Origin of the sequence: Actinocatenispora sera (assembly GCF_018324685.1) — a bacterium.
Classification (GTDB): Bacteria; Actinomycetota; Actinomycetes; order Mycobacteriales; family Micromonosporaceae; genus Actinocatenispora; species Actinocatenispora sera.
The window spans coordinates 1528616-1549235 of record NZ_AP023354.1 but is presented as its reverse complement, the minus strand read 5'-3'; the positions used below and the strand labels follow the sequence as shown (position 1 = coordinate 1549235).

The 20620-nt window shown below is 74.6% G+C and carries 20 protein-coding genes; 10 read left to right on the top strand and 10 right to left on the bottom strand.

The annotated features are described in order from the left end of the window. Window positions 1-64: 64 nt before the first annotated feature. Window positions 65-751 (bottom strand): alpha/beta fold hydrolase, encoded by a 687-nt coding sequence (locus Asera_RS07375; protein ID WP_030447665.1) that lies wholly within the window; start codon window positions 749-751, stop codon window positions 65-67. Window positions 752-868: 117 nt separating this feature from the next. On the opposite strand from Asera_RS07375, the gene Asera_RS07370 reads away from it, so the two are divergent. Further along, window positions 869-1846: a helix-turn-helix transcriptional regulator gene (locus Asera_RS07370; RefSeq protein WP_425305971.1), complete on the top strand. Its 978-nt coding sequence runs from the start codon at window positions 869-871 to the stop codon at window positions 1844-1846. 77 nt (window positions 1847-1923) lie between these two features. Here the strand turns inward: Asera_RS07370 and Asera_RS07365 are convergent, their stop codons facing one another. Continuing rightward, on the bottom strand, window positions 1924-3276 hold the full coding sequence (locus Asera_RS07365; RefSeq protein WP_051802568.1) for an FAD-binding oxidoreductase: 1353 nt from the start codon (window positions 3274-3276) through the stop codon (window positions 1924-1926). Between the two features lie 63 nt (window positions 3277-3339). Here Asera_RS07365 and Asera_RS07360 point away from each other — a divergent pair, with 63 nt between their 5' ends. Then, window positions 3340-4443, top strand: coding sequence for a helix-turn-helix transcriptional regulator (locus Asera_RS07360; protein ID WP_084132088.1), 1104 nt, complete (start codon window positions 3340-3342; stop codon window positions 4441-4443). Here the strand turns inward: Asera_RS07360 and Asera_RS07355 are convergent. Beyond that, the gene (locus tag Asera_RS07355) at window positions 4403-4987 is read right to left on the bottom strand and encodes a sugar O-acetyltransferase (RefSeq protein ID WP_030447661.1); all 585 of its coding nucleotides are present in this window, start codon (window positions 4985-4987) and stop codon (window positions 4403-4405) included. The genes Asera_RS07360 and Asera_RS07355 overlap by 41 nt on opposite strands. 148 nt (window positions 4988-5135) lie before the next feature. On the opposite strand from Asera_RS07355, the gene Asera_RS07350 reads away from it, so the two are divergent. From Asera_RS07350 to Asera_RS07335, 4 genes are all read left to right on the top strand, one after another. Next, a complete protein-coding gene (locus Asera_RS07350; protein WP_030447660.1) occupies window positions 5136-5897 on the top strand; it encodes an ABC transporter ATP-binding protein in 762 nt (253 codons plus the stop codon). Continuing rightward, on the top strand, window positions 5894-8395 hold the full coding sequence (locus Asera_RS07345) for an ABC transporter permease (protein WP_030447659.1): 2502 nt from the start codon (window positions 5894-5896) through the stop codon (window positions 8393-8395). The genes Asera_RS07350 and Asera_RS07345 overlap by 4 nt, the downstream gene beginning before the upstream one ends. Before the next feature lie 161 nt (window positions 8396-8556). Continuing rightward, a complete protein-coding gene (locus tag Asera_RS07340) occupies window positions 8557-9789 on the top strand; it encodes a sensor histidine kinase (RefSeq protein ID WP_030447658.1) in 1233 nt (410 codons plus the stop codon). Then, window positions 9777-10421, top strand: coding sequence for a response regulator transcription factor (locus Asera_RS07335; RefSeq protein ID WP_030447657.1), 645 nt, complete (start codon window positions 9777-9779; stop codon window positions 10419-10421). Before Asera_RS07340 ends, Asera_RS07335 begins: the two co-directional genes overlap by 13 nt. Before the next feature lie 17 nt (window positions 10422-10438). Here Asera_RS07335 and Asera_RS07330 read toward each other — a convergent pair whose 3' ends face one another. The 3 genes from Asera_RS07330 to Asera_RS07320 all read right to left on the bottom strand — a co-directional run bounded on the left by Asera_RS07330 (window position 10439) and on the right by Asera_RS07320 (window position 12839). After that, window positions 10439-11155 (bottom strand): MBL fold metallo-hydrolase, encoded by a 717-nt coding sequence (locus tag Asera_RS07330; protein ID WP_030447656.1) that lies wholly within the window; start codon window positions 11153-11155, stop codon window positions 10439-10441. An 86-nt stretch (window positions 11156-11241) separates the two neighbouring features. After that, on the bottom strand, window positions 11242-12471 hold the full coding sequence (locus tag Asera_RS07325) for an RNA polymerase sigma factor (protein WP_030447655.1): 1230 nt from the start codon (window positions 12469-12471) through the stop codon (window positions 11242-11244). Further along, window positions 12468-12839, bottom strand: a complete 372-nt coding sequence (locus Asera_RS07320; RefSeq protein ID WP_030447654.1) for a YciI family protein — start codon at window positions 12837-12839, stop codon at window positions 12468-12470. The genes Asera_RS07325 and Asera_RS07320 overlap by 4 nt, the downstream gene beginning before the upstream one ends. 241 nt (window positions 12840-13080) lie before the next feature. Between Asera_RS07320 and Asera_RS07315 the strand changes: the two genes are divergently transcribed. After that, window positions 13081-13224, top strand: coding sequence for a hypothetical protein (locus tag Asera_RS07315; RefSeq protein ID WP_212804842.1), 144 nt, complete (start codon window positions 13081-13083; stop codon window positions 13222-13224). Window positions 13225-13519: 295 nt separating this feature from the next. Continuing rightward, complete coding sequence (locus tag Asera_RS07310) at window positions 13520-14197, top strand: TIGR00266 family protein (protein ID WP_030447653.1); 678 nt, start codon at window positions 13520-13522, stop codon at window positions 14195-14197. Here the strand turns inward: Asera_RS07310 and Asera_RS07305 are convergent. Continuing rightward, window positions 14184-15008: an alpha/beta fold hydrolase gene (locus Asera_RS07305; RefSeq protein ID WP_030447652.1), complete on the bottom strand. Its 825-nt coding sequence runs from the start codon at window positions 15006-15008 to the stop codon at window positions 14184-14186. The two genes, Asera_RS07310 and Asera_RS07305, sit on opposite strands and share 14 nt — an antisense overlap. 395 nt (window positions 15009-15403) lie before the next feature. Here Asera_RS07305 and Asera_RS07300 point away from each other — a divergent pair, with 395 nt between their 5' ends. Beyond that, the gene (locus tag Asera_RS07300) at window positions 15404-16288 is read left to right on the top strand and encodes a helix-turn-helix domain-containing protein (protein ID WP_030447651.1); all 885 of its coding nucleotides are present in this window, start codon (window positions 15404-15406) and stop codon (window positions 16286-16288) included. Between the two features lie 211 nt (window positions 16289-16499). On the opposite strand, the gene Asera_RS07295 is transcribed toward Asera_RS07300, so the two are convergent. Further along, window positions 16500-17099: a TetR family transcriptional regulator gene (locus tag Asera_RS07295; RefSeq protein WP_030447650.1), complete on the bottom strand. Its 600-nt coding sequence runs from the start codon at window positions 17097-17099 to the stop codon at window positions 16500-16502. Between the two features lie 94 nt (window positions 17100-17193). Between Asera_RS07295 and Asera_RS07290 the strand changes: the two genes are divergently transcribed. Beyond that, on the top strand, window positions 17194-18021 hold the full coding sequence (locus tag Asera_RS07290; RefSeq protein WP_030447649.1) for a class I SAM-dependent methyltransferase: 828 nt from the start codon (window positions 17194-17196) through the stop codon (window positions 18019-18021). Between the two features lie 51 nt (window positions 18022-18072). Here Asera_RS07290 and Asera_RS07285 read toward each other — a convergent pair whose 3' ends face one another. Both Asera_RS07285 and Asera_RS07280 read right to left on the bottom strand, forming a co-directional pair. Continuing rightward, on the bottom strand, window positions 18073-19167 hold the full coding sequence (locus Asera_RS07285; RefSeq protein WP_211255661.1) for a L,D-transpeptidase: 1095 nt from the start codon (window positions 19165-19167) through the stop codon (window positions 18073-18075). A gap of 445 nt (window positions 19168-19612) precedes the next feature. Then, the gene (locus Asera_RS07280) at window positions 19613-20497 is read right to left on the bottom strand and encodes a phosphotransferase family protein (RefSeq protein WP_030447647.1); all 885 of its coding nucleotides are present in this window, start codon (window positions 20495-20497) and stop codon (window positions 19613-19615) included. Between the last annotated feature and the right edge of the window lie 123 nt (window positions 20498-20620).

Here is a 20620-nt window from a genome sequence, read left to right as displayed (position 1 = left end):
CGCAACGCTGACCCGCCGCGGCCCGCCACCCAGACCAGGTGGCGGGCCGTGACCGCTCAGGGCGTCACAGCTCGTCCGCGGCGGTGGCGAGGAGGCGGGCCAGTTCGGCGGGCTTGCTGAACATGGGCCAGTGGCCGGAGTCGATGTCGACCAGTTCCAGCCGCTTCGCCTTGGCCAGTTCGGGCACCTCACCGGCGTCGATCCACGCGCGCGCCTGGGCCGGGCTGAACTCGGGGCACACCAGCACGGTGGGCACGTCGTACCGCCGAGCATCGGTCAACCGCACCACACCGCGCGCGACCTGCTCGGGGACCGGCATTGCGGCGGCCTCGAACCGGCGGCGGGTCGGCTCGTCCAGGTCGGCCGAGTCCGGGCCCTCGAACGGGCCCCAGCCGGGGAACGGCATCCCGCCGTCCTGCACCTCGAAGAAGTCGGCGTACTTCTCGCCGTCCGGGTTCGGGAAGCCGCCGATCAGCGCCACCCCGGCGAGCCGCTCCGGCCGGGCGTCGGCGGCGAGCCAGGCCAGCGAGGTGGCCGCGGAGTGGCCGACCACCAGCGGCGGCGCCGCGGCCGCGTCCACCGCGGCCAGCACCGCGCCGATCTGGTCGTCGAGCGTGGCGTCGGCGCGGCCGTCGCCCTGGCCCGGCAGCGTCAGCGGCACCGGGCGGTGGCCGAGTGCCTCGATCGCCGGTACGACCTCGTCCCAGGCGGAGCCGTCCAGCCAGAGACCGGCCACGAGCACGATGTCCATGATCGAATTCCTCCCGAAGGTGGCGTGATGGGTGTGGTGCGACCCGCTCGCCGTCACGGTAGGACGGATTCCGGACGAAGAGCTGCCGGTTCTGGCTACCCTGCTCGGGTGTCCGAGCTGAGTCCGACGGCGCGCGCCCTGCTCGCGCTGGAGATCCTGCACCAACGTCCCGGTGTGACCGCAGAGGAGCTGGCGTCCCGGCTCGGCGTCACCGAACGCGCCGCGCGCCGCTATGTCGGGATCCTGCGCGAGGCCGGCGTCCCCGTCGAATCCACCCGCGGTCCGTACGGCGGGTACCGGCTCGGCCGCGGCGCCCAGCTGCCCGCGGTCGTGTTCACCGAGGAGGAGGCGCTCGGCCTGGTCATGGCGGTACTGGACGGGCACCCCGCGGCCGCCGCCGGCGAGGACGGCATCGGCGCCGCGCTCAGCAAGGTCATCCGGGTGCTGCCGGACCGGATCGGCCGGCAGGCCGCCGCCCTGCGCGCGCACGCCGCCGCCACGCCGGACCGGCACGCCGCCCGGCCCGACCCGGTCACCACCAGTGCGCTCGTCGCCGCCTCGGCCGGCCAGCAGCGGGTCCGGCTGCGGTACCGGAGCGAGTCGGGCAACGAGTGGGAGACCGACGTGGACCCGTGGGCGGTCGTCGTCCGCTTCGGGAAGTGGTACCTGCTGTGCCACTCGCACCGGGCGGACGCCGTGCGCACCTACCGGGTCGACCGGATCCGCGCGGTCGAGCAGACCCGGTACCGGTTCGAGCCGCCCGCCGACCTCGACCCGGTCGCCGCGCTGGAGGAGAACCTCGGCGTCGGCTGGGAGTACGAGACCCGGGTCGAGTTCGACGCGCCCCTGGCCAAGGTGGCGTCCTGGGTACGGCCGCCGATGGGGCGGCTGGAGCCGGCCGGCGACGGCTGCGTGCTGGTCGGCAGCACCAGCAACCCGCACATGTACGCCCGGGAATGGCTGGCGACGTCCCCCTTCCCGTTCCGGATCGTCGGCGGCCCGGAACTGCGCGAGGTCGCCGCCACCGTCGCCGCCCAGTTCACCGCGGCCGTCGCCGACCCGGCCGGGCGGCCGGCCGACCCACCCGAGCGGTAGCTGCTCGCCGCCCGGCCGGCGCTGCTGGTGCGGCGCGGACCGTGCGGACGACGGCCGGCCAGCAGGGCTGCCCGGGATCAGGCGGCCGAAACGGGGTGATTGGGGCGCAGCACGTGCTGCGGGTCGAACCGGGCCCGCAACTCGGCCAGTCGCCGACCGTCGGCGTCCCCGAAACCGGCCCGGACCTGGTCCGGTGCGAGCGGCCCGAAGCTGAAGTTGAGCGGCCGGCCGACCGCGTCGGGCTGCCACGGCGCGATCAGCCGGCGGTGCACCGCCGTCACCGCCGCCGGGTCCGAGTCGACCGGCGACAGCACCGACACCAGGTACTCGGCGTCCCGGTGGCCGACCGCGTTCGGCACCTGCGGCGGGCGGGCCATCGCGCCGCCCAGGTGCCGGATGCCGACGATGCACATCACCGGCTCCGCGGCGGTCTCGGCGCGCAGCGTGTCGAGCCGGTCCGCGTCGAGCGCGGGCAGCAGCACCGGGTTGGACCGGTACTGGTGCGGGCGTTCCGGCTCGGCGAAGATCGCCCCGGACTCGGTGTACGGCAGTTCGCCGACGCTGTCCTGCACGCACTCGCCGAGCTCGCGCAGTGGCGCGATCAGCCGCTCCCCCTCGTCGGCCGGCCCGCACCAGCACAGCTGCAGCTTGCCGATGTTCCGGCCGCGCAGCCCGGCCGGGACCATCGGGAGATCCGGATAGCGGAGCATGCTCACCGCGGAGGTCATCTCGTCCGGCAGGTTCCGCGTCCAACTCCACCAGCCGGCCGGCACGCCCGGGTCCTTGTCGAGGTCGAAGGCGAGCGAGCCGCCGTAGACGCGCGCCACCGGCAGCAGCCCGATGCGCATCCCGGTCACCACGCCGAGGTTGCCGCCCCCGCCGCGCAGCCCCCAGTACAGGTCGGGCTCGGTGTCGGCGGTCGCGTGCCGGAGCTGCCCGTCGGCGGTGACCACGTCGAGTTGCTGCACGTGGTCGGCGGCGAACCCGTACCGGCGGGACAGCAGGCCGATGCCGCCGCCGAGGGTGTACGACACGGCGCCCAGCGCGGGGAAGCTGCCGGACACCGGCGCCAGCCCGTACGGGGCGGTCGCGTCGATGACCTGCCGCCAGGTGGCGCCCGCCGACACCCAGGCGGTCCGGGCGTCCGGGTCGACCCTCACGCCGGTCAGCGCGGCGGTGGACAGCAGCAGCCCGCCGTCCAGGCCGGCGTTGCGGCCGTGCCCGGTCGCCTGTACCGCGAGCGGCACGCCGCGGTCGGCGGCGAACGCCACCGCCACGTGGACGTCGTGGTCGTCGGCCGCGGCCAGTACCGCGTCGGGCCGGTGCGGGTCGAGCAGCTGGAATCCGCCCCGGGCGGCGTCGAAACCGTCGTCGCCGGGCAGCAGCACCTGCCCGTGGGCGTCGTCACGCAGTGTCGTCACATCGATCATGTCGGACACGCTAAGTCCCCTTCCGGTCTTAACGTGTCCGGAACGTATGGCAACCTTGGTCACATGAACGAAAGCGCGTCGGACGGCATTACCGAGCGCCGACCACCCGGCACCGGCGGGCGGGCGCCGCGGCGCGAGCTGCCAGGCCGGATGCTGCGGTTGCTGTCGCTGCTGCAGGCGCGCCGGGAGTGGTCCGGACGGGAGCTGGCCGACCGGCTCGGCGTCACCGAACGCACCCTGCGCCGCGACATCCACCGGCTGCGCGAGCTCGACTACCCGGTCGTCGGAAGCACCGGCACCGCCGGCGGGTACCGGCTGGCGTCCGGCCAGGCGCTGCCGCCGCTGCTGCTCGACGACGACGAGGCGGTCGCGATCGCGCTCGCCCTCTCCACCGCGGTACCGGGGGTCGACGAGGTCGGCGCGCGGGCGCTGGCCAAGCTGACCCAGGTACTGCCGGCCCGGCTGCGGCCGCAGCTGGCCCGGCTCGCCGACGCGGTCGCGGTGGTGCCGCACCGGCAGGCCGCCGGTACCGATCCGGGCGTGCTGGCGACGCTCGCTGCGGCGTGCCGGGACACCGAGATCGTCACGTTCGACTACCACGGCCGGTCCGGCCCGCCCGGCCGGCGCCGGGTCGAACCGCACCACCTGGTCACCCTGGGCGGCAACTGGTACCTGGTGGCCTACGACCCGGAGCGCGCCGACTGGCGCACCTTCCGGCTCGACCGGGTGCGGTCGCCGGCCAGCACCCGGCACCGGTTCGCCCCGCGGGCGCTGCCGGCGCCGGACGCCGCGACCTACCTGGGCCGGTCGTTCGCCGGCGCCAGCTACCGCTACACCGCCCGGGTCGAGGTGGCACTGCCCGCGGACACCGTCCGGACCCGGATGTGCCTGTCGGCGCCCGGCCAGGTCACCGAGCTCGCCCCGAACCGCTGCCTGGCGTCGATGAGCGCCGACTCGCTCGATCTGGTCGTGCAGTATGTCGCGATGGTCGTCTCACTCGACGCACCCACCTGCCTGATCGCCGGCCCGGAGGTCACCGACCGGCTGCGCTCCCTCGCCACCAGCCTCGCCGCCACGGTCGAACGGTCCACTGTGGACGACAGGCGGCCGGTGGAGGGGTCGGCCGTCAGCGCGGTGGCTGACGCTGATCGAGGTCGGCGTCGCTGATCTCGCGTACCGGTCGGCACGGCACACCGAGCGCCACCACCATCGGCGGTACGTCCTTCGACACCACGCTGCCGGCACCGATCACCGCCCCGTACCCGATGGTCACGCCGGGCAGCACCACGACGTTGCTGCCCAGCCACACCCTGTCCGCCAGCACGATCGGCTCGGAGAACCGGTTGTAGTCGTGCCGCAGCGCGGGATGCACCGGATGCCCGGTGGTGGTCAACGTGCAGCTCGGCGCGATCATCACCCCGTCGCCGATCCGGATCTCCACGTCGTCCACGAGCGTCAGGTTCACGTTGCCGTAGAAGTCGTCCCCGATGTGCACGTTGCTGCCGTACGCGGCGTGCAGCGGCGACGCGATCACCGGGTTGCGGCCGACCGAGCCGAGGATCCGGCCAAGCAGCCGGGTGCGCGCCTCGACCGCACCCGGCGGCGTCCGGTTGTACTCGAACAGCAGGTCGGCGCGCCGCCCACCGCTCAGGAACGCCGCATCGTCCTCGGTGTAGAGCAATCCGCGCGCGATCCGTTCCTCGGCGTCCATCGCCACTCCCCTCGCCGTCGCAGTCCGTACGAACCGGACCGTCGACGCCATTCTGTGGGCACCGCCCGGCCGCGGTAGGGGTGGCCCTACCGCGAGGTTCCACGGTCGCCATGTGTTGCCGGCGGCGCCGCCCGGCGAGGCTGGGAACATGGTCAAGGCAACGACACGAACCACCGACGTGGTGGAGCTGGCCGGGGTGTCCCGCACCTACCCCGGAGGAACCGCGGTGCAGGCGCTGCGGGACGTGACCGTCTCGTTCGGCGCCGGTACGTTCACCGCGGTGATGGGGCCGTCCGGGTCCGGGAAGTCGACCCTGCTGCACTGCGCCGCCGGCCTGGACCGGCCCACCACCGGGCGGGTGCGGCTCGCCGGGAACGACATCGCCACGGTGCGGGAACCGAGGCTGACGAAGATCCGGCGGGCGCACGTCGGGTTCGTCTTCCAGTCGTTCAACCTGATCGACTCGCTCACCGTGTGGCAGAACGTAATGCTGCCGCAGCGGCTCGCCGGCAGGCGGCCGGACCGGCGCTGGGCCCGGGAGGTGCTGAGCCGGGTCGGGCTCGTCGGCCGCGAGCACCACCGGCCGGTCCAGCTGTCCGGCGGCCAGCAGCAGCGGGTCGCCCTGGCCCGCGCGCTCGCCGCCCGCCCCGACGTCATCTTCGGCGACGAGCCGACCGGCGCCCTCGACCTCGGTACCGGCCGGGAGGTGCTGGCGCTGCTGCGCCAGTCGGTCGACGAGTTTGGCGCGGCGGTCGTGATGGTCACGCACGACCCGGCCGCCGCCGCCTGGGCCGACCGGGTGGTGTTCCTCGCCGACGGCCGGCTCGCCGGCGAACTCGCCGCCCCCGACGTCGAGCAGGTGACCGCCCGGATGACCCGGCTCACCGCCACCGCGGCGGGTGTCCGGTGAGGACACTCGCGATCGCCTCGGTGCGCCACCGGCTCGGCGGGTTCGTCGGGTCGCTGCTGGCGGTGCTGCTCACCGTGGGGCTGCTGACCGTCAGCGGGCTGCTGATGTTCTCGGCGCTGACCGCCGGCCCCGGGCCGGACCGGTTCGCCGCGGCGACCGCCGTGGTGGCGAAGCAGCGGTCGGTGACGCTGCGCACCGTGACGCACAAGAAGGACAAGACGAAGGTCAAGTCGAAGACCAAGCCGCTGACCGGCGCCGCGGTACTGCCGGCCGGCCTGGCCCGGCGGCTGGCCGGCACCGCCGGGGTGGCCCGTACGGTTGCCGACACCGCGTTCCCGGTCGACCTGACCGTCGCCGGCCGCCCGGTACGCGGGCCGCACGGCTCGGCGGTCGTCGCGCACGGGTGGTCGTCGGCGGCGCTCACCCCGTACCGGCTGCGGGCCGGGACGGCGCCGGCGCGCGGCGGCGCGGTGCTGGACGCGTCGTTCGGGGCGCGGCCGGGCGACCGGGTCACGGTGGCGACGAAGACCGGTACGCACCGGCTGCGGGTCACCGGGATCGCGGCACCGGCCGGCACCGACGCGCTGGCCAACCAGGGCGCGGTGTTCGTCGCCGACGGCGCGGTGGCGACGCTGTCCGGGCTCGCCGGGCCGACGGCGGTCGCCGTGCTCGCCGCGCCGGGCGTGTCCGCCGGCACGCTCGCCCGGCGGCTGGACCACCGGGTACCGGACGGGTTGTCGGTGTTCACCGGCGACGAGCGGATCGCGGCCGACCTGCCCGGCGCCACCACCAGCTACGTCGGCGCCGTCTCGGTGTTCGGCATCATGCTCGGCGTCACCGGCTTCACCGCGGTGTTCGTCCTGGTCGGCGCGATCTCACTGGTGGCCCGGCGGCGGCTGCGGGAGCTCGCGCTGCTGCGCACCGTCGGCGCCACCCCGGCCCAGCTGCGCCGGCTACTCGGCATCGAGACCGCGCTGGTCGGGCTGCTCGCCGGGATACCGGGAGCGGTCGGCGGTGCGCTCGCCGCCGACGTCGTCGCCCAGCGGTTCCGGGACGCCGGCGTGGTCCCGGCCCAGTTCCCGGTACGGACCAACGCCGGCGTGCTGCTCGCCGCGGTCGTCGCCGGGGTCGCGATCAGCGTGCTGTCGGGTGCTCTCGCGGCACGCCGGGCCACCACGATCGCGCCGACCGAGGCGCTGCGCGAGACGGTCACCGCGCCGACCGGCGGCACCGCGTTCCGGGGCGTCGTCGCGACGGTGAGCGCCGCCGGCGCCGCCGCGGTGCTGGCGTTCGTGCCGCTGCGGTCGAACATGGGCATCGGGATGAGTTTCGTCGCCGCCGCGCTGCTGATGTGCGCGGTGGCGGCCGCCGGACCGCTGCTCGCCCGGCTGCTGGGCGGCGTGCTCGGCGCGGTGTTCGGCCGCGGCGGCGCCACCGGGCGGCTCGCCGCCGCCACCACCCGTACCCAGGCGCGCCGGGTCGCCGCGGTCGCCCTGCCGCTCGCGCTGATGGTGGCGATCACCGTGACGCTGCTGGGTACCAGCACGCTGACCGGCCAGGTGGCCGAGCACCAGCAGGCGCAGCGGTCGTCCGCCGCGGACTGGCAGCTCGCGCCGCGCGCCGGCAGCGGCGTACCGGTGGCGGTCGCGGAACGGCTGGGCCGGCTGCCGGGCGCGACCGGCGTCGCGGCCACCCTGCCCAGCACCATCATGACCAACGAGCACGGCAAGCCGGAACACCACTCCGCGCAGGGGCTCTATGCGGCCGGCGCACCGGCGCTGGACCTCGGCGTCACCGCCGGCCGGCTCGGCAGCGGCATGGCGGTCGGCGCCGACCTCGCCGCCGGGCAGGGCTGGCACGTCGGCGACCAGGTCAGCATCTGGCTGCCGGACGCGAGCACCGCATCGCTGCGCATCGACGCCGTGTACCAGCGGGTCGCCGGGTTCGGCGAGGTCGTGCTGCCGGCGAAGCTGGTCGCGGCGCACGACCCGCGCGGCCTGGTCGGCGCGCTGTACCTGCGGGGCGGCGCCGGGCTCGCGGCGACCGTACGGCACCGGTACCCGCAGCTGACGGTCACCGGCGCGCAGCGCACCGTCGCGGTACGCGGGATCGAGACGCAGCAGGCCGCGTTCGACGCGCTCACCGTGATCCTGCTCGGGTTCATCGCCATCTCGGTGGCGAACACGTTCGCGATCGCCGCGCTCGGGCGGCGGCGCGAGTTCGCCGACCTGCGGCTCGCCGGCGCGACCGCCCGGCAGGTACACACCCTGGCGGTACGCGAGACGCTCATCGCGGTGTGCCTCGGGCTGCTGCTCGGCTGCCTGGTGACCGCGGCGGTCGTCGGCGCGTACGGGCTGGCCCAGGACGGGCGGTGGCACCTGGTCGTCGACCCGGCCGGGTACGCCGCGGTGATCGGCGGCACCGGCCTGCTCGGCCTGCTGGCCGGCATCGTCCCCACCCGGCTGCTGGTCCGCCGCCGCGCCCTACCGGCCGCGTGAACCCACCGCGCCCTGCCAGCCGCGGGAACCCACCGCGCCCTCCCGGCGGCGGGAACCCGCCGCGCCGACCGGCCCGGCCCGGCCGCATTCCGGCCGGTCGGGCCGGTGGTGCCGGGTGGGCGCGGCGGGCGGCGGCACGCGGCGTTCGTAGGCTGGGTGGCGTGATCGGTCGGACCGGACGGGCATTGGGCTACCTGGCGCTCGGCGCGCCCGTGGCGATCCTCGCGCTCGCCTGGACGCTCGTCTCGTCGATCCTGCTGCTCCTGCTGGCGCCCACCCAGCTGGCGCCGCGCGCGCTGCTCGGCGCCACGGTCGTCAGCCGGTCGCTGGCCCGGTTCGAGCGCTGGCGGCTCGGCTGGTACTCGGGGCGCCCCGTCGCGGTGCCCTACCAGCCCACCGTGGCCGGCCCGGTCCGGGTCCGGGCCGCCGCGGTGTTCCGGGAGCCGGCGACCCGGCGCGACGCCGGCTGGCTCGCGACGCTGTTCCCGCTGGCGCTGCCGAGCATGCTGCTGGCGCTCGTGCCGACCCTGCTGGCGGTCGGCCTGGCGACCGCGCCGGCCTGGCTGTGGGCGGTACCGAACCCCAACGCGCCGGAGCTGGTCGCCCCGATCGTCGGCACCTGGCCGGGCCGGGCCGCGGCGGCGGTGCTCGGGCTGGCGCTCGCGCCGCTCGCCGCCCGCTGGGTACTCACCCTGGCCCGCGGCCAGGCCGGCCTCGCCCGGCTGCTGTTGCGGCCCGACGACCGGCAGCAGCTGACCGCGCTGGCCGCCCGGCTCGCCACCACCCGGGCGCGGGTGGTCGACGCGCAGGCCGCCGAGCTGCGCCGGATCGAGCGCGACCTGCACGACGGCGCCCAGGCCCGCATCGTGGCCGCCGGCATGACCCTGGCGCTGGCCGACCGCAAGCTGCGCGGCCGGCCCGACGACCCGGTCCGGGCCGACGTGGAACTCGCCCGGCGGCAGCTGGACGGCGCCCTCGCCGAGCTGCGCCACCTGGTACGCGGCGCGCACCCGCCGATCCTCACCGACCGTGGACTGTCCGCGGCACTCGGCGCGCTCATCGCCGACAGCCCGCTGCCGGTCGACCTGCGGGTACCCGACGACACGTCGGTACCGCCGGCGGTGGAGGCGGCCGCGTACTTCGTGGTGTCCGAGGCGCTGACGAACGCGGCGAAGCACGCCGGCGCGCAGCGGTGTGAGGTGACCCTGGCCGGTACCGCGGGCGGCGGGCTCACCGTGCAGGTACGCGACGACGGGCGCGGCGGCGCCGACCCGGCCGGCGCCGGGCTGGACGGGCTGCGCCGCCGGGTGGAGGCGCTGGACGGCATACTCTCGGTGCAGAGTCCGGCCGGGGGGCCGACCGTCGTGTCCGCGGAGTTCCCATGCGCATCGTGATCGCCGAAGACCTGCTGCTGTTGCGGGACGGGCTGATCCGGATCCTCACCGACACCGGGCACGAGGTGCTCGCCGCCGTCGACAACGCCCCCGACCTAGAGCGCGCGGTGGCCGAACACCGGCCCGATCTGTCCATCGTGGACGTCCGGCTGCCGCCGGGGTTCCGGGACGAGGGGCTCCGCGCGGCGCTGGCGATCCGGGCCGAGCACCCGGGCGCCCCGGTGCTGATCCTGTCCCAGTACGTCGAGCGCAGCTACGCCGTCGACCTGCTCGCCGACGGCGACGGCGCGGTCGGCTACCTGCTGAAGGACCGGGTCACCTCGCTGGACGACTTCCTCGACGCGATCGACCGGGTCGCCGCCGGCGGTACCGCGATGGACCCGGAGGTGGTGCGGCAGCTGTTCGCGCGCAACACCCGGGACCGCGGCGTGGCGGCCCTGACCGTACGGGAGCGGGAGGTGTTGGCGCTGGTCGCGGAGGGGCTGTCGAACTCGGCGATCTGCGCCGCGCTGTCGCTCGCCGCGGTGTCGGTGGAGAAGCACATCACGAACATCCTGGCCAAGCTCGACCTGCCGCCGGACGCGGACAGCCACCGCCGGGTCCGTGCCGTCCTGGCCTACCTCAACCACTGACCGCGCGGTCCGGGCGGTCAGCCGGCCGACCCGGACCGTACCGCCGCGGCGACCTCGGCCGGCGAGGCGTGCCAGGGGGTGCCGTGGCCCGGGAGTACCCAGGAGGCGGACAGCCCGGCGATCCGGTCGAGCGAGGCGAGCGCCTCGGCCGGGTCGTCGGTGAACGGCGCCGGCTGCGGGCCGCGCCGCCCGGTCAGGACGTGCCGGGTGGTCAGGGCGTCCCCGACGAAGACCGCGTCGGCGACCGGGACGTGCACCGCCACGCTGCCGGGCGAGTGCCCCGGCATGCCCACGACGACCGGGCTGCCGGGCAGGTCCAGCACGTCGCCGTCGGCGATCTCGGTGACCTCGCCGACGTAGCGGGCGCGCAGGCCGTTCTTGCGGAGGGAGTAGGCGAAGAAGCCGAGCGTCGGGCCGAGCCGCATCGGGCCGGTCGCGACCTTGGGCTTCTTTCCGGTACGGGCCCGGACGGCGTCGGCGGCGTGCACGAACACCGGGACGCCGTGGTCGCTGCGCAGCCGTTCGGCGAAGCCGATGTGGTCGGAGTCGCCGTGGGTGAGGACGAGTCCGCGGATGTCGCCGACCGACTTGCCCAGCGACTGGAGTTCGCGCTGCAGGTCGTGCCAGTGGCCGGGCAGGCCCGCGTCGACGAGTGTGATGCCCTCGTCGGTGTCGACGAGGTAGCACGCCACGAGATCGTTGCCGAGGCGGTGCAGGTGGGGTCCGAGCTTCATCGTTCTCATCTCGAATCGTTCATACGATGAATGATTTCAGGAAGATAGCATGCGGGGCCGCGGCCACCCGAGCGGTTCCGTCGCCGTCACCCGGCTCCGGGCGCGGCATACCGTCGCAGCCGGCTCGCGCGCGACTCCAGATAGCGCTGCTCGGCCAGGCTCGCGGTGGCCCGCGCCGCCCGCCGGTAGTGGTCGTACGCGCCGGCCCGGTCACCGCTGCGCTCCAGCAGATGTGCCCGCACCGACAGCAACCGGTGATGCCCGGCCATCCGGTCATCGTCCTCCAGCATGGACAGCAGCGCCAGGCCGGCGGCGGGACCGTCCACCTCGGCGACCGCGATCGCCCGGTTCAGCGTGACCATCGGGTTCGGCGCGATCCGGCTCAGGATCAGGTACAGCGCCGCCACCTGCCGCCAGTCGGTCTGCGCGGCGGTGGCCGCATCCGCGTGCGTCGCCGCGATCGCCGCCTGCAACTGGTACGGGCCGAGCGCCGGCCCGGCCAGCGCCGCCTTGACCAGCTCCGTACCCTCCTCGACCAGCTCGCGGTCCCAGCGCGACCGGTCCTGCTCGGCCAGCGGTACCAGGTCGCCGGCGGCGGTGGTCCGCGCCGCGCGCCGGGCATGGGTGAGCAGCATCAGCGCGAGCAGCCCGGTCACCTCGTCGTCGTCCGGCAGCTGCGCGTGCACCAGCCGGGTCAGCCGGATCGCCTCGTACGCCAGGTCGGCCCGGTCCAGGTCGGACCCGGACGAGGCGGTGTACCCCTCGTTGAAGATCAGGTAGAGCACGTGCAGCACCACCCGCAGCCGCTCGGCCAGCTCGGCGTCCGCGGGCAGCCGGAACGAGCTGCCCGCGGTCCGGATCCGCTGCTTGGCCCGGCTGATCCGGGCCGCCATCGTCGCCTCCGGCACCAGGAACGCGCGGGCGATCTCCGCCGTGGTCAGGCCGCCCACCGCGCGCAGCGTCAGCGCCGTCTGCGAGGCCGGCGTCAGCGTCGGATGGCAGCACAGGAACAGCAACACCAGCGTGTCGTCGGCGTCCGGCACGTCGTCCGGCGCCGGCTCGGCGGCGATCGTCGCCTCGCGTTGCCGGCGCGCGTGGTCGCTGCGTACCTGATCGATCAGCCGCCGCGAGGCCACCGTCACCAACCAGCCACGCGGGTTGTCCGGTACCCCCGCGGCCGGCCACTGCGCGGCGGCCGCGAGCACCGCCTCCTGCACCGCGTCCTCGCAGCCGTCGAACCGCCCGTACCGGCGCAGCAGCGTGCCGAGGACCTGCGGCGTCAGCGTCCGCAGCAGGTCCCCGACCGGCGTCGTCATGCTTCCAGTGGCCCGTCGGCGAACATCACCTGGCGCACCTCGACCCCGAGCCCCTCGATCGCGGCGTCCGGGACCATCGCCGCCAGCTCGATCGCGCGTTCCTTGTTCTCGCAGTCGACCAGGTAGAAGCCGCCCAGGAACTCCTTCGCCTCCAGGAAGGGGCCGTCGGTCACCACCGGCTGCCCGTTGCGAACCTTGACCACCGCCGCCTGCGACGGATCGACCAGCGCCTGCGTGGTGATCAGCTCACCGGACTCCTTCACCGCGGACAACAGCGCGGCGTGCCCGGTCCCGATCGCCTCCTTCTCCTCGTCGGTCAGCGCGTCCAGTACGGCCGGGTTGATGTGCATCGAGATCAGGAACTGCATGTCGTACTCCTCGGTCGGCGCCCCTGCGCCGGGGCGTTCGAGGGTAGGTCGGAGCCGCCGCCCCCGTCTTGACATCCCCGCCGAACCTTTCCACGAATTTCTCGCCGGTACCCGTGTCAAGAATCGCGCCGCCGCCTCGGCCACCCGTCGAGAGCCCCCGAACGAGGAGGTTTCGCACCATGCGAGTCGACCGGTCGGGCTGAGCCTGCCGGTACCGATGCTGCCGACGACGTTCGTCGCGATGGATCTGACCGCATTGTTCCTGGCGCTGCCGCGGCTGTCCGCCGACCTGGGGCGCGAGCAGCGTGCAGCAGCTGTGGATCAGCGACACGTAGCGGCGAACCGCGCGGCCCGGCAACCGGAGCGGGAGCCCACCCGTACCTGACCGCCCGGCCGTGCTCGACTGCCCCGCGGTTCCCTGCCACCCGGCCGTTCCCCAGCCTCCGGCCGTTTCCGATCGCCCGGCCGTTTCCGATCGCCGTTTCCGATCGCCGGGCCGTTCCCGGCCGTCAGGCCCTTCCGATCGATCAGGCAGCGGAACCGGCTGCCGTTTCGGCGATCCGGCCGTCCGGCCCGGCACCCGTTGCTAGCGTGGCTACCGTGACCGCACGGTGCAGCGTGGACGATCGACGCCGGCGGCACGTCGTCCGCCGTTCGCCGAGCCGCATCCGGGACCACGCATGCAGGTCGATGTCCGCCACGATCCGTCGTTCGCCGTCGCCCGGGTGACCCTGGCCGCCGGCGAGAGCGTACGAGCCGAATCCGGCGCCATGATGGCGATGTCCCCGGACGTGGCCATCGAGGCGAAGACCGGCGGCGGCCTGCTGAAGGGGCTGCGGCGCAGCGTGCTCGGCGGCGAGTCGCTGTTCGTCACCCGGTTCACGGCCGGCCCCGGCGGCGGCTGGATCGACCTGGCCGGCAACCTGCCAGGCGACGTCACCACCATCGATGTCGTCGGCGCGGTGAACCTGACCCGGGGCGGCTGGCTGTGCTCGTCCGACGGCGTCGAGATCGACACCAAGTGGGGCGGGTTCAAGAACCTCGCCGGCAGCGAGGGCGGCTTCCTGATCCGGGCCGAGGGCACCGGGCAGGTCCTCGCCACCTGCTACGGTGCGCTCGACCGGATCGAACTCGGGCCCGGGGAGCGGGTCGTCGTCGACTCCGGGCACGTCGTCGCCTTCGGCGACGGCCTGACCTACACCACCCGTACCGTCACCCGCGGGCTGGTGCAGACGCTGAAGTCGGGCGAGGGGTTCGTGTTCGACTTCACCGGCCCCGGTCCACTGTGGATCCAGAGCCGCAACCCGACGGAGTTCCTCGCCTGGCTCACCGACAAGCTCCCGTTCAGCCGGGAGTGAGCCGCGGCGCGGGGTGGCTCGCGGCGAAGTCCAGCACCAGTTCCGCGGTGCGGGCGGGGTCCTCGATGATCGGGGTGTGCCCCACGTCGGGCAGCATCTCCACCCGGGCGCCCGGTACCACGAGGTAGTCGTTCGCCGACGACGGGCGCCAGCGGCGGTCCTGCTCGCCGAACAGCACCAGCAGCGGCGTGCCGAGCGCCGCGAGCCGGTCCGGCAGCGTCTTCTCCTCCAGGTACCAGCGGGGATCCTGCATCAGCGCGGCGAACACCTCGAACGGCGTCTCGCGCATCTCGGCCAGGATGTCGGCCGGCAGCTCGAAGTCCGGCCGGGCGAAGCCGGTCGCCGCGAACTGGCGGATCTGGTCGTCGGTCGGCGGCCACTGCGCCGGCCCGATCGCCGCGGTCTCCGGCGCGGTGAAGGCGGCCATGCTCGGCCCGGTGTCCACCAGTACCAGCCCCGCCACCACGTCGGGCCGCTGCTCGGCGAGCGCGGTCGCGGTGATGCCGCCGCTGGAGTGGCCGACCACCACGGCGCGCCCGACACCGAGCCGGTCCAGTACCGCGGCGACCCGGCCGGCCTGGGCCGGGGTCCGGTAGTCGCCGTCGACCGGCTTGGCCGACCGGCCGCAGCCGAGCAGGTCGACCCGGATGACCCGGTGGGTACCGGTCAGCAGCGGTACCAGCGCGTCCCAGGTACGGCCGGACGCGGCGGTGCCATGGATGAGCAGCAGTACCGGCGCGTCCCGCGGGCCGTCCTGCCGTACGAAGATGTCGCCGTCGTCCCGCGACAGCGTGGTCTCTTCCGTCGTCATGCCCCCACGGTGCCCCACCGTCGCCCGCACGGATTGAACGAATGTTCCCACCACCCGCGACGGCACCCCGAGTACGGGCGGACACCGGAGCGGGCCGGCTGGGGCCAGGCCGACACCGGTGTCCGGGCTGGCCGGGGCCACGGGCCGGCACCGGATGCGGGCCGGTTGGGGCCACAGGTCGGCACCGGACGCAAGCTGTTGCGGGCCGCGGGCCGCGGGCCGGAGGCCGGAGGCCGGAGGCCGGGAGCCGCGGGCCGGAGGCCGGGAGCCGCGGGCCGGAGGCCGAGGGCCGCGGGCCGGAGGCCGAGGGCCGCGGGCCGGGGGCCGGGGCGGCCCGGAGTGACGGTCGACTCGGATGCCGGCCGATGCGGGGAGACGCGGCCTAGCATGGGCTGATGCGGGCCGGCGGGCGCGGGCGCGACGTGACGGCTGGGTGGGACGTGGTGAGCCCCGGCCGGCCCGGTCGGCTGCCCGGCGTGATCATGGCCGGGTTCGACGTCCTGGATCTCGCCGCGCCGGTACGGCTCGTCCCGCATCCCGCGGTGACGGTGGTGGTGGAGTTCGGCGCCGGCCAGCCGATCGTGGCCGACGCGGCCGGCCGGGAGCGGCGCGGCAGCCTGGTCGCCGGGCCCGGGTTCGGCCTCGGCGGCGCGCTGGCCCGCGGCGCGGACGTCACCTGCGTCCAGGTACGGCTCTCGCCGGTACTGGCCCGCTCGATCCTCGGCGTGGCCGCCGGCGACCTGAGCGGCATCGGCGTACCGCTGGACGACCTCTGGGGCGCCGACGCCGCCCGGCTGCGCGAGCGGCTGGCCGCGGCGGCCTCGTGGCCGGACCGGTTCGCGCTGGTCGAGGAGGCGCTCGCGCGCCGGCGCCGGCCCGGTTCGTACCCGGACCCGGAGGTGGCGTGGGCCTGGCGCCGGCTCGTCGCCGGTCGCGGGCTGGTCCGGATCGACCCCCTGGCAGCCGAGGTCGGCTGGAGCCGCAAGCGGCTGTGGTCCCGGTTCGCCGCGCAGCTCGGCCTGCCGCCGAAGCGTGCCGCGACGCTGATCCGGTTCGACCACGCCGCGTACCACCTGGCGACGGGGCGGGATCCGGCCCGGGTCGCCGCGGACGCTGGCTACGCCGACCAGTCGCACCTGCACCGCGAGGTGGTGTCGTGTACCGGCGTCACCCCGGCGACGCTCGCCGAGGAGCCGTTCCTGGCCGTCGACGACGTCGCCTGGCCGACCCTGCAGCGCCGACGTCGCGGACCGGGTTTCCCTGCCCGGCAAGCAATCTGACCACCATCCACTGTGGACCTTCGATGCCGCCGCAGGCGGGTGAAGCCAGCAGGGGCGGCGGACGCTGCGGTCTGGGCGGTCGCGGGGGCCGCGCCGCACGATGCAGCATGCGAGGCCAGCGGGGACGGGCGGCGCACGCGGCATGCGAGGACGGCGGCGCACGCGGCATGCGAGGCCGCCGGGGCGGCGCCGCGCACTGCGGTGTGCGAGGTCAGCGGGGGCGGCGGCGAAGCACGTCGGCGAGGACCGAGGTGACGAACCGCGCGACGGCGTCGGGCGCCGGCTGGCCGGGTTCGGCGAACAGCAGGTGTCCGCCGCCGACCAGCGAGAGGGTCAGCGACGCGATGTCGGCGTCGGCGGCGAGCCGACCGAGTTCGCGCTCGGCCGTCAGGTAGTCGCCGACCGCACCGGTGACCTCGCCCAGGATCGCGGTCCCGCCGCCGGGCCGGGCGGCCCGCAGCCGGGCGCGCAGCTCGTCCCGGAACGTGATGAGCGGGATGAGCGCCACCCAGATCGGCCCGAACAGCGCGGTCAGCGCGGTGGTGAGGTTGTCGACGACCGCGCCGGTACCGGCGGCCTGCCGCAACTCGGCGGCGCGCGGTGCCAGCTGTGCCGCCGCCCGGTCGAGCACGAGCGCGGTGAGGAACGTGTCGAAGTCGGCGAAGTACCGGTGCAGCACCCCCTTGGCACAGCCGGCCTCGTCGGTCACGGCGCGGCTGGTCAGCCCGTTCGCCCCGGCCCGCAGCAGCACCCGCTCCGCGGCGTCGAACAGCTGCTGCCGGGCGTCCTGCAGGTGCACCCCGGTTGGCATCCACCGATCCTCTCGTACCGCTCCTTCGGTGCGCGCCCCCACCGGCAGGTGTCCCGGATTGCGCTAGTGGGCGCTTGCCCATTAATGTGGGCGCATGCCCATTCTACCTCCAGAGAAAGCCACACCACCGCCGCCGGAGCTGCACCGGGCCCGCCGGATGGCCGAGTCGTTCGGCACCGATCCGGCCGGCTACGACCGGGCCCGACCCGAATACCCGGCCGAGCTCGTGGCGCGCATCATCGGCGACCGCACGACACCGGCGGTGCTCGACATCGGCTGCGGCACCGGCATCGCCGGGCGCCAGTTCCAGGCCGCCGGCGGCACTGTGCTCGGCGTCGAGCCGGATGCCCGGATGGCCGAGCATGCCCGGGCGCACGGCCTGCCGGTCGAGGTGGCGACGTTCGAGGACTGGCAGCCCCGCGGCCGCAGCTTCGACCTGCTGATCGCCGCCCAGTCCTGGCACTGGGTCGAGCCGGTCGAAGGACTGCGCAAGGCGGCCGAGGTGTTGCGCCCCGGCGGCCGGTTCGCGCTGTTCGGGCACGTGTTCGAGCCGCCCGCCGAGATCGCCGGGCCGTTCGCCGAGGCGTACCGCCGGGTCGTGCCCGACTCTCCGTTCGCCCAGGGTTCCGGGCGCCGCCCGATCGAGGTCTACCAGGCCGGGTACGCGAAGATCGCCGGCACGCTGCGGGAGTCGGGCGAGTTCGGTGACGTCGAGCAGTGGCGCTTCGACTGGCAGCGCGACTACACCCGGGACGAGTGGCTCGCGCTGCTGCCGACCACCGGCGGCATCGCTCCGCTGCAACCCGGGCAGCGGGCCGAGATCCTGGCCGCGGTCGGCGCCGCCATCGACACGGTCGGCGGCGGCTTCACCATGGACTACGTGACGCTCGCCGCCACCGCGGTGCGCGCCGACCCGGCCTGAGCCGCGCGGTCCGCGTCGGGCGATGCCCCCGGCGCGGACCCGCGGCGCCGGTCAGTGCAGCGCGCTGTGCTTCTGCCAGGTCGACCACGGCACCGACCAGTCGCCGTTCTGCCACAGCTCGATCTTCGGGCCGGTGGTGTGCACGACCTGGACCACGTCGCCGATCCGCGAGTGGTTGTAGTACCAGACCGCGTTCTTGCGGTTCAGGTTCAGGCAGCCGTGCGACACGTCCTGATGGCCCTGCGCCCACACCGTGGTGTCCAGCTCGTGCAGGTAGATGCCGTCGGTGCTGATCTTCGTCGCGTAGTAGACCGACTCGGCGGCGTACCCGTACGGCGAGTCGGCCGGCAGGCCGTAGCTGTCCGACGACATCGTCACCGGGTTCCCGTGGTCCAGCACGGTGTAGGTGCCCGACATCGTCCAGAGCGAGATCGAGCCGTTCTTGCCCTTCACGTACCCGCCCTGGCCCATCGAGGTGGGCATGTCGCGGACCAGCTTGTCGTTCTCGTAGACCTTCACGTGGTGCGTCTTGTCGTCGGCGATCGCCACCCGCTTGTCGCCGATGGTGAAGCTGGCCTTGCGGTCGGCCTGCCCGTACAGCCCCTTGCCGACGCGAACGCCGTAGACCTTGGCGTCGACGGTCACCTTCGTGCCGGACGCGTAGTAGCTCTCCGGCCGCCAGTGCACGTTCTGGTCGTCCACCCAGTACCACGAACCGTCGACGTGCGGGCTCGTCGTCACCACGAGCGACTTCTCCGCGGCCGCCTTGTCGGCGATCGGCTCGTCGAAGTGCACCACCGGCACGATGCCGACGCCGTAGGTCGCGCCGTTCTGCAACGCGTACCCACCGGTCCGCTGCAGGTAGGGCAGCGTGAAGTTGGACGGTTTGACGGTGCGGAAGGACTTGCTCGTCTGCACCTTCTTGCCGTCGGCGTTGGTCGCCACGGCCGACAGCGTGTACTTCGTGTCGTACTTGAGCTTGCCGGTGGCCTGCCAGGACGCGCCGCCCTTGGCCACCGCACCGGCGACGTCGGCGCCCTTGGCGCTGCGCAGCGTCACCGACTTCAGCGCGCCGTCAGCCACCTTCACCTGCACCAGCCCGGCCGGACTGACGTCCGACGTCGCGGTCAGGCTGGTACTGATCACGGCGGCGGGTGCGGGTGAGTGCGACGGCTTCGCGTGGACCTGTGGACCACCCGACGACGTACACCCGGCCACCGCCAGCACGGCAACGGCCAACCACCCGACCCACACGACCCGACGCACACGCATCATGCCTCCCCACCCGGTACGTCCCTCATGAACTACCAGGTCCCGACGGGCGGGTGGGCTGCAGGACGATCACGGATCGGCCTCGGCCCGGCTCCGGCCGCCTGCTCGCCACCAGAATAGACGGGGCGTGCCAGCGCAATGACACCGAAGTCCGGAACGGCAACGCGACACGCCGAAACCGACCGAGGTTTCTCACCCGCCGTACCGGACAAGCGCCCCGAAGGCGTTGATCAAGGGATCGGGCCACATCGTCCGGGCCTGTCCTGCCCGGATCCCTTGATCAACGCATCAGCGCCTCAGCGCTCAGCGCCACCAGCGCTCAGCGCCACCAGCGCCGGCCGACGGTGAGCGCGTCGAGCTCGCGGAGCCGGTGCGGCGGCGGGTTGCCGGTACGGAGTTCGGACACCAGGTGTGCGGCCTCCCGCAGTTCGCAGCCGGCCGCCAGCTCGTCCGGCGTCAGACCGGTCGCGGCGGCGACGACGTCGAGAACCGTACGCAGGTGCGGGCCGCTGAACGCGGCCAGGAAGAACCAGTCGTCGAGCGGCTCGCCCCAACGGGCCCACTCGAAGTCGAGCAACGCCAGTACCTGCCCGTCCCGGGCGAGCCAGTTGTCCCAGTGGCAGTCCGCATGGACGGGTACGCCGGTGCGCGCCCGCGGTGGCGCCTGCGCCGCGATCGCCGCCAACCCGTCCAGTACCGGCGGGGCCAGCCGGCCGTCCGACCCCAGCTCCCCGACCGCGGCAAGCAACCCCGCCCGGTCGACGAATCCATCGTGCGCCAACGGTTCCCGCAGGATCCGGTCGGCCACCCCGGGCGGCTGCCAGGCGTGCAGGACCAGCAGCCGTTCGACCGCCTGTTCGGCCAGCGACCGCGCGGCGGTCGCGGTCACCCCGGGCAGGCCCATGCCCGGCGCCGTCCCGACGACCCGCGCGTAGCAGGCGTACCGGAACTCGCTGGTACCGAGCCGCTCGGTGCCGCTGGCCAGCAGCGGCGCGGTCAGCCCCGTGGGAAGCCGCTCGACCAGCCCGACCTCCCGGTCCAGCCGGCGATGGCGACCGCCCTCGATGACCTTCACGACCACGTCCGAGCCGGCGAACACGTGGTGGGACAGGCTCGGTACGGCCGACATCGGGCCCGGATCGCGGCTCAGCACCGTCGCCGCGATCGTGCGCGCCACCTCGGCCATCGGCCGCGCCTCGGCCATCGGACCCGCTCCCCTCGACGTCCCCGCGCCGTCGGTGCCGTTGCGGCACCGGTGACCTCGCGGCACCGGTGTCGTTGCGCTGCCGGTGACCTTGCGGCGCCGGTGTCGTTGCGGCGCCGGGGT